The sequence below is a fragment of the Streptomyces sp. SDT5-1 genome (assembly GCF_052245995.1).
In the GTDB taxonomy this organism is placed as follows: Bacteria; Actinomycetota; Actinomycetes; order Streptomycetales; family Streptomycetaceae; genus Streptomyces.
On record NZ_CM125963.1, the window covers coordinates 8,060,730 to 8,074,839 of the forward strand.

10 protein-coding genes are annotated in these 14,110 nt (G+C 72.4%); 5 read left to right on the plus strand and 5 right to left on the minus strand.

Features of this window, described 5'->3' with window-relative positions; all coding sequences use genetic code 11:
- Window positions 1-48: 48 nt before the first annotated feature.
- The 3 genes from ACTWJ8_RS37155 to ACTWJ8_RS37165 are packed head-to-tail and all read left to right on the plus strand — an operon-like array spanning window position 49 to window position 4,571.
- Window positions 49-1,953, plus strand: a complete 1,905-nt coding sequence (locus ACTWJ8_RS37155; RefSeq protein ID WP_443261873.1) for an alkyl/aryl-sulfatase — start codon at window positions 49-51, stop codon at window positions 1,951-1,953.
- Window positions 1,950-3,668, plus strand: coding sequence for a SulP family inorganic anion transporter (locus ACTWJ8_RS37160; protein ID WP_443261874.1), 1,719 nt, complete (start codon window positions 1,950-1,952; stop codon window positions 3,666-3,668). Before ACTWJ8_RS37155 ends, ACTWJ8_RS37160 begins: the two co-directional genes overlap by 4 nt.
- A 24-nt stretch (window positions 3,669-3,692) precedes the next feature.
- Window positions 3,693-4,571 carry an NmrA family NAD(P)-binding protein gene (locus tag ACTWJ8_RS37165; RefSeq protein ID WP_443261875.1) on the plus strand — a complete coding sequence of 293 codons (879 nt, stop codon included), beginning with the start codon at window positions 3,693-3,695 and terminating at the stop codon, window positions 4,569-4,571.
- Here ACTWJ8_RS37165 and ACTWJ8_RS37170 read toward each other — a convergent pair.
- From ACTWJ8_RS37170 to ACTWJ8_RS37180, 3 genes are read right to left on the minus strand one after another with little or no spacing between them, the layout of a single operon-like run.
- Window positions 4,550-5,557, minus strand: coding sequence for a 1-aminocyclopropane-1-carboxylate deaminase (locus ACTWJ8_RS37170; RefSeq protein ID WP_443261876.1), 1,008 nt, complete (start codon window positions 5,555-5,557; stop codon window positions 4,550-4,552). The genes ACTWJ8_RS37165 and ACTWJ8_RS37170 overlap by 22 nt on opposite strands.
- Before the next feature lie 37 nt (window positions 5,558-5,594).
- Window positions 5,595-6,878, minus strand: a complete 1,284-nt coding sequence (locus tag ACTWJ8_RS37175) for an MFS transporter (protein WP_443261877.1) — start codon at window positions 6,876-6,878, stop codon at window positions 5,595-5,597.
- A complete protein-coding gene (locus ACTWJ8_RS37180; RefSeq protein WP_443261878.1) occupies window positions 6,875-8,278 on the minus strand; it encodes a M20 family metallopeptidase in 1,404 nt (467 codons plus the stop codon). Before ACTWJ8_RS37180 ends, ACTWJ8_RS37175 begins: the two co-directional genes overlap by 4 nt.
- 138 nt (window positions 8,279-8,416) lie before the next feature.
- Here ACTWJ8_RS37180 and ACTWJ8_RS37185 point away from each other — a divergent pair, with 138 nt between their 5' ends.
- Both ACTWJ8_RS37185 and ACTWJ8_RS37190 read left to right on the plus strand, forming a co-directional pair.
- Window positions 8,417-9,316, plus strand: coding sequence for a LysR family transcriptional regulator (locus ACTWJ8_RS37185; protein ID WP_443261880.1), 900 nt, complete (start codon window positions 8,417-8,419; stop codon window positions 9,314-9,316).
- Between the two features lie 49 nt (window positions 9,317-9,365).
- Window positions 9,366-10,808 (plus strand): alpha/beta hydrolase, encoded by a 1,443-nt coding sequence (locus ACTWJ8_RS37190; RefSeq protein ID WP_443261881.1) that lies wholly within the window; start codon window positions 9,366-9,368, stop codon window positions 10,806-10,808.
- Window positions 10,809-10,871: 63 nt separating this feature from the next.
- Here ACTWJ8_RS37190 and ACTWJ8_RS37195 read toward each other — a convergent pair whose 3' ends face one another.
- Window positions 10,872-13,241, minus strand: a complete 2,370-nt coding sequence (locus ACTWJ8_RS37195) for an MFS transporter (protein WP_443261883.1) — start codon at window positions 13,239-13,241, stop codon at window positions 10,872-10,874.
- Between the two features lie 55 nt (window positions 13,242-13,296).
- Window positions 13,297-13,896: a TetR/AcrR family transcriptional regulator gene (locus tag ACTWJ8_RS37200; RefSeq protein ID WP_356372676.1), complete on the minus strand. Its 600-nt coding sequence runs from the start codon at window positions 13,894-13,896 to the stop codon at window positions 13,297-13,299.
- Between the last annotated feature and the right edge of the window lie 214 nt (window positions 13,897-14,110).

Consider the following 14,110-nt stretch of genomic DNA (forward strand, 5'->3'; position numbering starts at 1 on the left):
GGCGCGTCGCACCATGCATATGGTGCGCAATGGTGTGAATCTGGCGATATGACTTCTACTCCCAGCGACTCGCCCCACGCCGCGCAGCCGTCCATCAGGGAACAGCAGGCTGAGCTGCGGGCGCGGCTCCCGTTCGACGACACACAGGACTTCGAGGACGCGACGCGGGGGCTGATCGCCCGGCGCGTTCCGAGCGCCGTGACGGCGGCGGACGGGCGTGTCGTCTGGGACAACGACACGTACGCCTTCCTCAAGGGCGAGGCACCCGAAACGGTGAATCCGAGTCTGTGGCGCCAGTCCCAACTCGTCGCCGAACAGGGCCTCTTCGAGGTCGTCGAAGGGATCTACCAGGTCCGCGGGCTCGACCTCTCGAACGTCACCTTCGTCGAGGGCGCCACCGGTGTCGTCGTGATCGATCCGTTGATCTCGACCGAGACAGCGGCCGCCGCCCTCGCCCTCTACCGCGAGCACCGCGGCGAGCGACCCGTCACCGGCGTGATCTACACCCACTCGCACGTCGACCACTTCGGCGGCGTCAAGGGTGTCACCACGCAGGAGGACGTCGACGCCGGGCGCGTACCGGTCATCGCGCCCGAGGAGTTCACCGAGCACGCGGTCGCGGAGAACGTGTACGCGGGCACCGCCATGGGCCGCCGCGCGGCCTACATGTACGGCGCCGCCCTCGCCCGCGGACCGCAGGGCCAGGTCGGCGCGGGGCTCGGCCAGACCACGTCCACCGGCACCGTCACCCTGATCCCGCCGACCCTGTCCATCACCACGACGGGCCAGGAGGAGACCGTCGACGGCGTGCGCATGGTCTTCCAGATGGCGCCCAACACCGAGGCGCCCGCCGAACTCCTCATCCACTTCCCGGACTTCCGGGCGCTGTGCACGGCGGAGGACGCCACGCACACGCTGCACAACCTGCTGACCCTGCGCGGCGCCGTCGTCCGCGACCCCCACGTGTGGTCGCACGCGCTCACCGAGACGATCGACCTGTTCGGTGACACCACCGACGTCGTGTTCGCCTCGCACCACTGGCCGACCTGGGGCCAGGAGCGCGCCATCCGCTTCCTGGAGACCCAACGCGACCTGTACGGCTACCTCCACGACCAGTCCCTGCGCCTGATCAACAAGGGCTGGACCGGCAGCGAGATCGCCGAACATCTCGCACTGCCCCCGGCCCTGGAGAACGCCTGGAACACCCACGGCTACTACGGCTCGGTGAGCCACAACCTCAAGGCCATCTACCAGCGCTACATGGGCTGGTTCGACGGGAACCCGGCCCACCTGTGGCAGCACCCGCCCGTCGAGGCGGGCAAGCGCTACGTGGAGTTCATGGGCGGCGCCGACGCCGTCGTGGACAAGGCCCGCGGCTCCTTCGAATCCGGCGACTTCCGCTGGGCCGCCGAAGTGCTCAGCCACGTCGTGTTCGCCGACCCCGACCACGCGGGGGCCCGCGCCCTGCTCGCCGACACCCTCGAACAGCTCGGCTACGGCGCGGAGAACGGCACCTGGCGCAACTTCTTCCTCTCCGGTGCCACCGAACTGCGCGAGGGGCAGTTCGGCACGCCCACGGTCGCCGCCGCGCCCGACATCATCGCCAACCTCTCGCCGACCATGCTGTTCGACGCCCTCGCGATCCAGGTCGACGGCCCCAAGGCGTGGGACGAGAGGCTCAGCGTCGACGTGCAGCTCACCGACGTCGACGAGCGCTACCGGGTCCGCCTCACCAACGGTGTCCTCACCTACAGCTCGGCCCCGCAGAAGACCGCCGCCGACGTCACCCTCACCAGCACCGTCCCCGCCCTCGCCCACCTCGCCGTCACCGGACTGACACCCGAGGGCCTGAGCGAGGCGGGCGTCCAGGTCGAGGGCGACGCGTCGGCGCTCGCTCGGCTCACGGCCGTGCTCGACCCCGGCGACCGGGACTTCGCGATCGTCACGCCGTGAGCCGCGACACCGCCGCGCGGACCGCGGACAAGGACAAGGGCAAGGGCAGGAAGAGCGGCTTCGGGCGGCCGACACCGCGCGACGCGGTCTCCGGGTTCGTGACGGGACTCTTCTCGATCCCCGAAGGCATGGCGTACGCGGGGATCGGCGGCTTCGCCGCGCCGCTCGGACTGTGGTCGGGCGTCGTGCCCACCATCGTCGGTTCGGTGTTCGCCCGCACCGCCCTGATGGTCACGACGCTCACCAGCGCCATCGCCCTGTCCTCACAGAGCGTCCTGAAGGCGGCCGGGCTCGACCCGGGCGATCTCGGCGCGCTCGCCGCGCTGACCGTCCTGGTCGGCGTGGTCATGCTGGTCATGGGGCTGCTCGAGCTCGGCTCGGTGATGTCGTTCGTGTCGACGGCCGTGATGACCGGATTCACCACCGGCATCGCCCTCCAGATCGTCACCGGTGTCATCAAGGACGCCACCGGCTACGACCCGACGCCGCACAACACCCTCGCCAAGGTCGTCGACGCCCTCGCCCACGTCGGCGACTGGCAGGGCACCACCGTCCTGGTCGCCCTCGCCACGCTGGTCGCCTGGGCCGCGTTCCGAGCGGTCAGGAAGCTGGAGTCGTACGCGACCCTGCTCGCGCTGCTCCTCGTCAGCGTGGTGTGCGGCATCCTCGACCCGGACGTCGAACTCGTGAGGGACATCGCGGCGATCCCGCGCTCGCTCCCGCCGTTCTCCGCGCCGGACCTCGCCGCGGTCCCCGAACTCGCCGCGGGAGCCGTCGCCATCGCCCTGGTCGCGCTCGCCCAGGCCGCCGGGATCTCCGCCGCCGTCGCCAACCCCGACGGCACCCGGCCCGACGCCTCCAGCGACTTCCGCGCCCAGGGACTCGCCAACATCGCGGGCGGCTTCTTCTCCGCGCTGCCCACCGGCGGCTCCCTCTCCCGCACCGGTGTCGGCACCAGCGCGGGCGCGCGGACCCGCTGGTCCGGGATCTTCGCCGGGATCTGGCTCGCCGTCCTCGTCCTCCTCGTCGGCCCCTACGCGGGGCGGATCCCGATGGCGGTGATCGGCGGACTGCTGCTCGTCATCGGCGGCGAACTCATCGCGGGCCGCGTCCGTGACATCGTCCTCGTCCTGCGCACCTCGTGGCTCTCGGCCGCGGCGATGATCGTGACGTTCCTCGCCACGACCCAACTCGCCCTCCAGTACGCCATCTTCGTCGGCGCGGGCCTGTCGATCGTGCTGCACGCCGTCGCCGAGTCCCGGCGCGGCCGCATCGTCGAACTCACCCCCGACGGCGCGGGCGGCTGGCGCATCGACGAGCCGCCGCGCACCCTGCCCAGCGGCCGCACCACCGTCCTGCACTACGCGGGCGGCGGCTTCTTCGCCGAGGTCAACCGCCTGGAGGAGGAGTGGCCCGACCCGCGCGGCGCCCACGACGCCGCGGTCGTCCTGTCGCTGCGCGGCTCGGCGGGCATCCCGTCCGCCACCTTCCTCAAGGCGTACCGGCGCGCCTGCCGACGCCTGCGCGACCAGGGCGTCCGCCTCGTGCTGTGCGGGGTGCCGCAGCCGACGCACGACCTGCTGCGCCGCTCGGGGCTCCTCGACGAGATCGGCGAGGACGCGGTGTTCGTCGAGACCCCGCAGATCATGGAGTCGCTGACACGGGCCTACGAGGCGGGGGAGCGGCTGCGACATGAGACCGAAGAAAAAATGTAACTCGGTTACGTTATCGTGGGTGGCGTGACGAACGACGAGAACACCCGCGAAGACGTACGACCCGTCCTGGTGACCGGCGCCACCGGCCGGATCGGGCGCGCGGTCGTGGACGAGCTCCTGGCCGCGGGCATCCCCGTGCGGGCGCTCACCCGCGACCCCGCGAAGGCCGAGCTGCCCGACGGGGTGGAGGTCGTCGCGGGCGACTTCACCGACCCCGCGTCCCTCGACCCGGCCCTGCGCGGCGCCCGCTCGGTGTTCCTGCTGTGGACCGCGCCACCCGCCACGACCGCCTCCGCGATCGACCGCGTCGCGGCCCATGTCCGGCGGATCGTCTTCCTCTCCTCGCCGCACCGGACGGCGCACCCGTTCTTCCGGCAGCCCAACCCGATGGCCGACCTGCACGCCGAGATCGAGCGCCTGATCACCGCCGCCGGACTCGACGCGACCGTCCTGCGCCCCGGCATGTTCGCCTCGAACGCCCGCCTGTGGTGGGAGCCCGCGATCCGCGCCGGCGCCCCCGTCCGCTGGCCGTACGCCGACGTGGAGACGGCCCCCGTCGACGAGCGCGACCTCGCCGCCGTCGCCGCCCGCACCCTGTACGAGAGCGGGCACACCGGCGGCGACTACGTCCTCACGGGACCCGAGGCGCTCAGCCACGCCGACCAGGTCCGTGTCATCGGTGAGGTGATCGGTCGCGAGATCCCCTTCGAGGAGCTGACGCCCGACGCGTTCCGCCGCACGACGGACGGTGTCTGGCCGCGCCCGGTCGTCGACATGCTCCTCGACGCGTGGGGCGCGGCCGACGGCCACCCGGCGTACGTGACGACGACGGTCGCCGACGTCCTCGGCCGCGCCCGCACCTTCCGCGAGTCGGTCGCCGACTACTGGAAGACGCCGCTGTAGGCGTTGAGCGCCGGCTGCCCGCCGAGGTGGGCGTACAGGACATGGGAGTCCCTGGGGATGTCGCCGCGCCGCACGAGGTCGATCAGACCGGCCATCGACTTCCCCTCGTACACCGGGTCGAGGATCACTCCCTCCAGCTCGCCGGTCAGCCGGATCGCGTCGACGGTCGACGCGACGGGCACGCCGTAGAAGTCGCCCGCCCAGCCCTCCAGGACGGTGATCTCGTCGTCGCTCAGGTCCCGCCCGAGGCCGATGAGTTCCGCCGTGCTGCGGGCGATCTTCGCCACCTGCGCGCGGGTCTCGTCGATCTTCGCCGACGCGTCGATGCCGATGACGCGGCGCGGCCGGTCCTGGCCCGCGAACCCGGCGATCATGCCCGCGTGGGTGCTGCCGGTGACGCTGCACACCACGATCGTGTCGAAGAAGACCCCCAACTCTTGCTCCTGGCGCTCCACTTCGTACGCCCAGTTCGCGAAGCCGAGACCGCCGAGCGGATGGTCGGACGCCCCGGCGGGGATCGCGTACGGGGTGCCGCCCGACGCCCGGACGTCCTCGAGCGCCTGCTGCCAGCTGTCCTTGACACCGATACCGAACCCGGCGCGCACCAGACGCACGTCGGCGCCCATGATCCGGGACAGCAGGATGTTGCCGACCTTGTCGTTGACGGCGTCCGGCCAGTCCACCCAACTCTCCTGCACGAGCACCGCCTTGAGCCCGAGCCGGGCGGCGACGGCGGCGACCTGCCGGGTGTGATTGGACTGCACGCCGCCGATGCTGACGAGTGTGTCCGCGCCCTGCGCGAGCGCGTCGGGCACGAGGTACTCCAGCTTCCGCGTCTTGTTCCCGCCGTAGGCGAGCCCGGAGTTGCAGTCCTCCCGCTTGGCCCAGATGCGGGGCCCGCCGAGATGGTCGCTGAGCCGGTCGAGGGGGTGCACGGGGCTGGGGCCGAAGAGGAGGGGGTGGCGCGCGAAGTCGTTCAGGGACATGGTGACTCCTTGCGTGAAAGGGCGGGTCGGGCGCGGATCATCGGGGGCGTGTGGCGCGGCGGCGCAGCACGAAGAGGCTGCTCAGGCTCGCGACGGCGGCGAGCGCCACCCAGTAGGCGGGAGCCGCCTGCTGCCCGGTGGCATCGAGCAGCCAGGCCGCGATCATCGGGGTGAATCCGCCGAAGACGGTGACACCGATGTTGTAGCCCACCGCCATGCCCGTCGCCCGGGTCCCGGTGGGGAAGATCCCGGCCATCAGCGCGCCCATGGGACCGTAATAGCAGGCCTTGCAGAGCGCCATCACCATCACGACGCCGATGAGCAGGGCGAGCGAGGGCGCGGACACCAGCAGCGCGAACATCGGGTAGATCAGCAGCAGCACCGCGCCCGCCGCCGGGACCATGAGGGCGATCTGCCCGACCCGGTCGGAGAAGTGCCCCGCCACACTCGTCACCGCGAGCAGCACCAGGCCACCGGCGAGCGCGGCGACGAACCCCGTGGAGTCGGGCAGGCCCAGCGTCTTCGTCGCGTACGTCGGGATGTACGTGATCAGGTAGTTGAGGCACGTCGTGACCGCGAGCAGCCCGATGGTGAGCAGCACGCCCGCCTTGTGCTCGCGCAGCAGCGTGCGGACCGGCGCGTGGGCGGGCTCGGTGTCCCGGGTGGCCGGCGGCTCGGGGACGTTCCGCCGGATGTAGAGACCCACCGGCGCCACGAGCAGGCCGACGGCGAACGGGATCCTGAAACCCCACGAGCCGAGCTGCTCCTCGCTCAGCGTCGACGTCAGCACCGTGCCGAGGAGCGCGGCGAGCAGCGTGCTCGCGGCCTGGCTGGTGAACTGCCAACTCGCCGCGAACCCGCGCCGGTTCGGCATGTGCTCCACCATGAGGGCGGTCGCGCTGCCGAACTCGCCGCCCGCCGCGAAGCCCTGGACGAGCCGGGCGACGAGGATGCCGACCGGGGCCACGGCGCCGATCGCCGCGTACGACGGCATCACGCAGATCATCAGCGTGCCGACCGCCATCAGCCCGATCGACCAGGTCAGCGCCGCCTTGCGGCCCGCGCGGTCGGCGTACGAGCCGAGGACGAGCGCGCCCACCGGGCGGATCAGGAACGAGACACCGAACGTGCCCAGGGTGAGGAACAGCGAGAGGGCCGGGTCGTCGTCGGCGAAGAAGACCTTCGACAGGTACGTCGCGAAGTAGCTGTAGACCGCGATGTCGTACCACTCCAGGGCGTTGCCGACACACGCAGCCGTGATGATCCGGCCGGGGCTCGGCGCGTCCTTCTTCGGTGTCGTACCGGTGGTCGGCGCGCTCATGGCGCGTTCCCGTCCGCCGGCGGCCAGGCGCCCAGCTCGGCGAGGTCCCAGAACAGGCCCGCCATCACCCGCAGCGAATCCCGTACGAGACCGGCGGGCAGATGCTCGTCCGGCGCGTGCTGGGAGCAGCCGGGGTAGGAGTGCGGGACCCACACGGTGGGCAGGCCGAGGCCGCGCGAGAACGCGGCGTTCGGCAGCGAACCCGCCAGGTTGGGCAGCAGGGCGGGCGACGTGCCGCTGGTGCGCTCCAGGGAGTCGAGCGTCCACCGCACCCACGGATTGCCGGGGTCGAGCCGGGACGCCTCCATGCCGTAGTCGGCGGTGACCTCGACCATGTCGAAGCCGTGCTCGTCCAGGTGCTTGCGCAGCGCACGCTCCACCTCCGACGACTCCAGGCCGACGACGAAGCGGAGCTGGCAGTGGGCGCGCGCGGACCCTGGGATGGCGTTCGTCGGCGCGTCCGGCTGACCCGTGGTCATCGCCAGCACCTCGATGGTGTTCCAGGCGAACAGGCGCTCGTTCGGGGTGAGGCCCGGCTCGCCCCACCCGGGGTCGGGCGTCGGCCCGTCGGTGCCCGCGGGGATGTCGGCAAGGGCGCGGCGCACCTCGTCGGGGATGCCCGCGGGGCGCAGCCCGTCGACGCGGATGGCGCCGCGCTCGTCGACGAGGCAGGCGATGGCGTTGGCCAGCACGGTGCCGGGGTTGCGCAGCAGGCCGCCCCAGTTGCCCGAGTGGTGGGAACCCTCGCGCAGCCGGACGCCGAGGGTGAAGTTCACGGCGCCGCGCGAGCCGAGGAAGACCGTCGGACGGTCCTGGGCGACGCGCGGCCCGTCGGAGCCGATCAGCAGGTCGGCGGCGAGGAGTCCGTCGCGTTGCTGCTCGCAGAACTCGGCGAGGCCGGGGGAGCCGACCTCCTCGCCGGTCTCCAGGAGCAGCACGACGTTGTACCCGAGGCGCCCCCGCCGCTCCTCGACGACCTGCTCGAGGGCGACGAGGTTGACCAGGTGCTGCCCCTTGTTGTCGGCGACACCCCGCCCGTACCAGCGTGAGCCCTCCACGGTGAGCCGCCACGGGTCGAGGCCCGCGCGCCAGCGGTCGGGGTGACCGGGCTGCACGTCGGCGTGCCCGTACGTGAGGAGGGTGGGCAGGCCCTCCGCCTCGGTGCGGCGGGCCACCAGGAAGGGGTGGCGGGCGGAGACCGGGTTGTCCGCGATCTCGACCTCGAACCCGATGCGGCCGAGCCGGGGAGCGATCTCCTCGGCCAGGTACGTACGCAGTACGGGCTCCCGGTCCGGGTCGTGGCTCTCGGTGGGGACCGCGACGAGGCGGGCGAGTTCCTCGCGGAAGGCCCCGGAGTCGAAGTGGTGTGCGGCGCTGTCGATCGCGTCCTGTCTGCTCATGGGGCACGACGGTGACACCGCACGGAAAGCGCCAACAAGGGGCGGCGACCGGTCCTTCGGTGACAATATGGGAACGCGTGCGTTGCCGCTGCGGCAACGCCGGGAGCCATGGAGACGGCGGGGCGGGAGAGCCATCCGATGCCACTGATCGACCCGGCCCTGCGGTACTTCGTCGCCGTCTTCGAGACGGGTTCGGTGAACGCGGCGGCCCGGCGCCTCTTCGTCGCGGCCTCCGCCGTGAGCCGTCAACTCGCACGCCTGGAAAGGGAAGTGGGGGCGCCCCTCTTCGAGCGGCAGTCCAGCGGGGTCGTGGCGACACCGGCCGGGCGGGCCTTCGCGGGGTTCGCGCGGCGGGCCATCCAGGACGCGGAGGCCATCACGGAGGAGGTGCAGCAGCGGCGGACGACCCGCGCGGTCATCACCGTCGCCGCCACCATCGGTGTCACCCACCATCTGCTGCCCGACGTCGCGGCCGGGTTCCACGCCGCGCACCCGGAGGCCCGCGTCATCCTGAACGTGGTGCGGCCCACGGAGGCGACGCAGATGGTCGCCGAGGGCATCGCCGACCTCGGCGTCACCTTCAACATCGCGCTGCCCGCCGGTGTGTCGATCCGCTACACGCAGGAGGCCCCGCTGTGCGCGATCGTCCGCCGCGGCCACGCGCTGGCGGACCGGCCGACCGTCTCGGTCCGGGATCTCGTTCAGCACCCGGTGGCCCTGCCGTCGACCGACACCACGAGCCGCCTCCTCCTCGAGGCGTCGGCGGCCGCGCACCAGCTCACGGTGGAGGGCGTCTTCGAGTGCACCACGGTCGACGCGCTGCTCCGCTTCGTGCGCGCCAGCGGCGCGGTGACGCTCGCCAGCCGGGTCACCCTCGGCCCGTCCGACCGCCGCGCCCTGGTCGCCATCCCCCTGGAGGAGAAGGAGTTCCGCCAGCGCACCCTCCAGGTCCAGTGCCGGGCGGGCCGCGAACTGCCGCCCGCGGCGGCGGACTTCACGCACCGGGTGATCGACGCCCTTGGCCACCGGGCGGTGTAGGTTCGCCTCAACGACGTGTATGGGACACGGATGTCGTGGGGTGGGGAACGTGGGTCGGGGGATCTGGCGGCTGCTGGTCGCCGTCGTGCTGATGGTCGGCGGCGTCGGCTGCGACGTCGTGCACAGGAACGGCGGGGACGTGCCCCGGCACGACGTGAAGGCGTCGAACCCGCCGAAGGGACTGCCCGCGGAGTTCACCCGGGGCCAGCGGCTCCGCTGGCGGGCGTGCGCCGACGCGGGCGAGGGGTACGAATGCGCCGTGATGAAGGCCCCGTTGGACCACCGCAAGCCGGAGCAGGACGCCATCGACGTCGCCCTCATCCGCAAGCGGGCCACAGGACCGGAGCGCGACCGCATCGGCTCGCTCGTACTGAACTTCGGCGGACCCGGTGTGTCCGGTGTCGACGGGCTGCCCAAGTACGCCGGGCAGTACGCCTCGTTGGGCGAGCGGTACGACCTGGTGAGCTTCGACCCGCGGGGTGTCGGCCGTACGATCCCCGTCACCTGCGGCGAGAAGGCGTACGAGGGGAGCGGGGAGTGTGCGAAGAGGTCGGGGAAGGTGCTGCCGTTCGTCGGGACCTCACGGACCGCCCGCGACCTCGACCTCCTGCGGTACCTGCTGGGCGACGAGAAGCTGCACTACTTCGGTGTCTCGTACGGGACACAGCTCGGCGGGGTGTACGCCCACTTGTTCCCGAGACATGTCGGGCGGACCGTCCTCGAAGCCCCCGTCGATCCGACCGTCGACCGCGTCGAGGGTGACATCGAACAGGTCAAGGCCGTGCAGCGGGCGTACGAGAGGTTCTCGCGGTGGTGTGTGCGCGAGTACCGGCACTGCCCTGTGGCACGCGAACCCGACCCGAGGGCGGTCGAGGGGCTGCGCAAGAAGTTCCGCGACCAGGGCGACGCCGCCCATGCCATCTCCAACTTCCTCGACAGCGGCACGGCCGGTTGGAAGCCCCTGGCCGGGGCGCTCACCGACGCCGTCGAGCGGGGCGACGGCACCCGGCTGATGCGCAAGGCCTACGACCGCGAGCCGGGCGCCCGCGCCGAGAGCGCATCCGCGTCCGCCGACAACGGCACGTCGGCGCTCGTCGCCATCACCTGCGCCGACTCCGACCTGCGCCCCGGCTACGAGCGGGCCGCGGCGCTGGAGCGGCGCCTCGCGGACGCCTCGACCGTCTTCGGGAAGGCATGGGGCGACAGCGTGTACCTCTGTTACGACTGGCCGTACGACGGCGAGGCCGCCACCCCCGACGTGCGGGCCGCGGGCGCCGCCCCCGTCCTCGTCGTCGCCAACACCGGCGATCCCACCACCCCGTACGTGGGAGGCCGCCGCATGGCGCGCGAACTGGGCGCAGGCGTGGGCGTGCTGCTCGGTGTGCGGGCCGAGGGACACGGGTCGTACCCGCAGGAGGAGTGCGCCGCCCGGGCCATCGACGGGTACCTCCTGGCGGGCCGGGTGCCGCGCGACGGCACGCGGTGCGGATAGCGGAACGCCGAGGGCGGGACGGAAGGCTCCGTCCCGCCCTCGGCGGTGTGCGTCCTCGGCGGGTCAGTCGCCGTGGCTCAGCGCGACGTCCAGCTCGCCCGGGGCGCCGCCGCCCGCCACCGTGACCGCCTTCGACGCCGGCGGGTAGCCGCTCGCGATCACCGTGTACGAGGCACCGGCCAGACCGGCGAACGCGTACGCGCCGTCGGCCCCGGTGGTGTGCACCGCGACCACGTTCCCCGCCTGGTCGATCAGGGTGACGCGGGCGTCGTTCACGGGGGAGCCGTCGCTGCCCCGCACCGTGCCGGTCACCGTCGCCGCCGAACGCAGCACGGCGTCCTGCCGGGTGGCGCCGCCGCCCGCGACCTGCGCCTGCGCCGCGTACGGCTGGAAGCCCTCCGCGCTGGCCGTGAACGTGTACGCGCCCGGCGGCAGCTGCGGCAGCGAGTAGCCGCCGTCGGTGTCGGTCAGCGCGGAGCCGACCGTCTCGCCGCGCTCGTCGGTGGTGACGACGAGCGCGCCCACGACCGGCGCCCGGTCGGACTCGCCGGTGACGGTGCCGAACAGGCCGCCGTCGCCGCTGAGGACGAGGTCGAAGGAGACCGGTCCGTCCGCGCGCAGCGCCAGCGTGGCGACCCGCGGGTCACGGCCGGGGGCCGCGCCCACGAGGACGTAGCCCTCGCCGACGGCCGAAGGAGCCGACACCGCGTAGCTGCCGTCCGCCGCCGCGGTGCCGCGGCCGATCTGGGCGCCGCCGCGGTCGATCAGGGTGACGACGGCGCCGACCAGCGGCGTGTTGTCCCCGCTGAGCACGCGGCCGTGCACGCCGGGGCCCTCCACCGCCGGAGCGGTGGCGGCCAGGGTCACGGGGGTGACCGGCGCGGCGGCGGCCACGGCCTCGGCCGGCTCGGCGGCCTCGGACGCCGACTCGACCTTCTGCTGCGCCTGGGCCAGCGGACGGCCGGCGCGGTACAGCAGGAGCGACACCACGAGACCGGCGACGAAGAACCCGGCGGCCCACCAGTACGCGGTCGCGTAGCTGTGCACGGCCGCCTCGGCCTGGCTGGCCTTCGAGACACCGTGGTCGGCGATGTAGTTCGACGCGGCCGTCGCGGCCATGGTGCTGAACAGGGCGGTGCCGATGGAGCCACCGACCTGCTGCATCGTGTTGACGGTCGCCGCGGCGACACCCTGGTCCTTCGGGTCCACGCCCAGCGTGGCGAGGCTCATCGCGGGCGGCATCACGAGACCGATACCGACACCGATCATGATCAGCGGCGGCAGCACGTGCGAGGCGTAGCTGCTGGTCACGTCGAGCGCGGTCAGCCAGACCAGACCGCCCGCGGTGAGACCCATGCCGACCGGCACGACCGGCTTCGGGCCGAGCTTCGGGACCAGCGCCATGGTGGCGATCTGCGCCGTCACCATCAGCGACAGGATCATCGGCAGGAACGCGACACCCGTCTCCATCGGGCTCTTGCCGAGGATCGTCTGGAGGTAGTACGTCAGGAACAGGAAGATCCCGAACATGCCGGCGCCGGTGATGAAGACGCTGACGTACGACGCGGCGCGGTTGCGGTCCGCGAGGACGCGCAGCGGCAGCAGCGGGTGCTTGGCACGGGTCTGCCAGGCGATGAACAGGCCGAGCAGGACGACGCCCGCGGCCAGGAACACCCAGCACATCCAGTTGCCCCAGCTGTGCGTCTCGGCGTTGGAGAAGCCGAAGACGATGCTGAAGAGTCCGGCGGCGACCAGCAGGGTGCCGAGCAGGTCGAGCTTCGGGCGCGGCCCGGCGGCCGGCTTGCGGACGAAGACGAGGGCGCCGACGACCGCGAACGCGGCGATGACCAGGTTGACGTAGAGCGTCCAGCGCCAGTCGAGGTGCTCGGTGAGGAAGCCGCCGAGCAGCATGCCGATGGCACCGCCGGAACCGGCGATGGCGCCGAAGATGCCGAACGCGCGGGCGCGTTCCTTGGGCTCGGTGAACGTCGTCGTGAGCAGCGCCATCGCGGTCGGCGCGAGAACCGCGCCGAAGACGCCCTGGAGGGCGCGTCCGGCGACGAGCATGGAGAATCCTGTGGCCGCGCCGGCGAGCGCGGAGGAGCCCGCGAAGCCGATCAGGCCGATGAGCAGCGTCGCCTTGCGCCCGAACAGGTCGGACAGCTTGCCGCCGAGCAGCAGCAGGCTGCCGAAGGCGAGCGAGTACGCGGTGACGACCCACTGGCGGCCGTCGTCGGAGAAGCCGAGGTCCGCCTGGGCGGACGGCAGGGCGATGTTCACGATGGTGGCGTCGAGCACCACCATCAGCTGGGCGAGGCCGATGACGGCCAGCACCCACCAGCGGTGGGGCACGTGGTGCGCGGCCGGGGCGCCCGGCGGCTGTGCGGACGGGTCCGCGGCCGGACGCTCGCGCGCGTCGAGCGGGGTGGGCATTGCGTGGTCCTTCGAGGTCTGTCGGGAGCCGGAGGCCGGGAGGGGCCGGTGGCGGTCAGGCGGCCAGCAGCAGGGGGAGGACGACGGTGTCCACGTAGCGCTGGAGGTATGCGGTGTCGGCCGCCCGCCGCTCGAGGAGCGGACGGGAGAAGACGGAGCCGACGAACATGTGCGGAAGGAAGTCGCAGGCGGGCTCGGACCGGTCGATCTCGCCGCGCGCCGCGGCCCGCGCGAGCATCGCCTCGAACAGGTCGAGCTCGGGCTGGACGAGCGCCTCGTGCACCGCCTCCGCGAGCTCCGCGTCCTTGCGGATGGCCAGCGAGATGCCGCGCACCAGGTCGATGTCCTTGTGGGCCTCGCCGACCCGACGCGCGAGGGCGTGCAGATCGCCCCGCAGGGACCCGGTGTCGAGGTCCTCCAGGGAGAACGGCCGCATCTCGCGCAGCGCCACGGACACGAGCCGCGGTTTGCTGCCCCACTGCCGGTAGAGCGTCGCCTTGCTGCACCGCGAGTGCGCGGCGACGGCGTCGAGCGTCATCGTCTCGTAGCCGACGTCGCGCACCAGGTCGAGGGTGCGGCTGAAGAGCTCGCGCTCCCGCTCGGGAGTGAGGCGGGTGCGGCGCTTCGTGCGGGTGAGGGGTTCGGGAAGCCCCATGGATTCCTTGCCTGACGGTGGTCCGCGGGTCCGCGCGCCGAGGTGCGCGAACAAGCGAACCGAAACGGTTTCGTACCGCTAAAGGTACGCCCTCCCGTCATCGAAACGCAAACGTTTCGCTCGTGACCTGGGTCGGCGCCCCGCTCGGGCCGGAGCGAATGATTCCGAACGGGCATCGCAAGATGCGAAATCGGTGTTGGACGTGCATCAGCGG

Coding starts and splice junctions, on each gene's coding strand:
- ACTWJ8_RS37155 (WP_443261873.1), top strand. CDS start 49: ATGACTTCTACTCCCAGCGACTCGCCCCACGCCGCGCAGCCGTCCATC.
- ACTWJ8_RS37170 (WP_443261876.1), bottom strand. CDS start 5,557: ATGTCCCTGAACGACTTCGCGCGCCACCCCCTCCTCTTCGGCCCCAGC.
- ACTWJ8_RS37175 (WP_443261877.1), bottom strand. CDS start 6,878: ATGAGCGCGCCGACCACCGGTACGACACCGAAGAAGGACGCGCCGAGC.
- ACTWJ8_RS37180 (WP_443261878.1), bottom strand. CDS start 8,278: ATGAGCAGACAGGACGCGATCGACAGCGCCGCACACCACTTCGACTCC.
- ACTWJ8_RS37185 (WP_443261880.1), top strand. CDS start 8,417: ATGCCACTGATCGACCCGGCCCTGCGGTACTTCGTCGCCGTCTTCGAG.
- ACTWJ8_RS37195 (WP_443261883.1), bottom strand. CDS start 13,241: ATGCCCACCCCGCTCGACGCGCGCGAGCGTCCGGCCGCGGACCCGTCC.
- ACTWJ8_RS37200 (WP_356372676.1), bottom strand. CDS start 13,896: ATGGGGCTTCCCGAACCCCTCACCCGCACGAAGCGCCGCACCCGCCTC.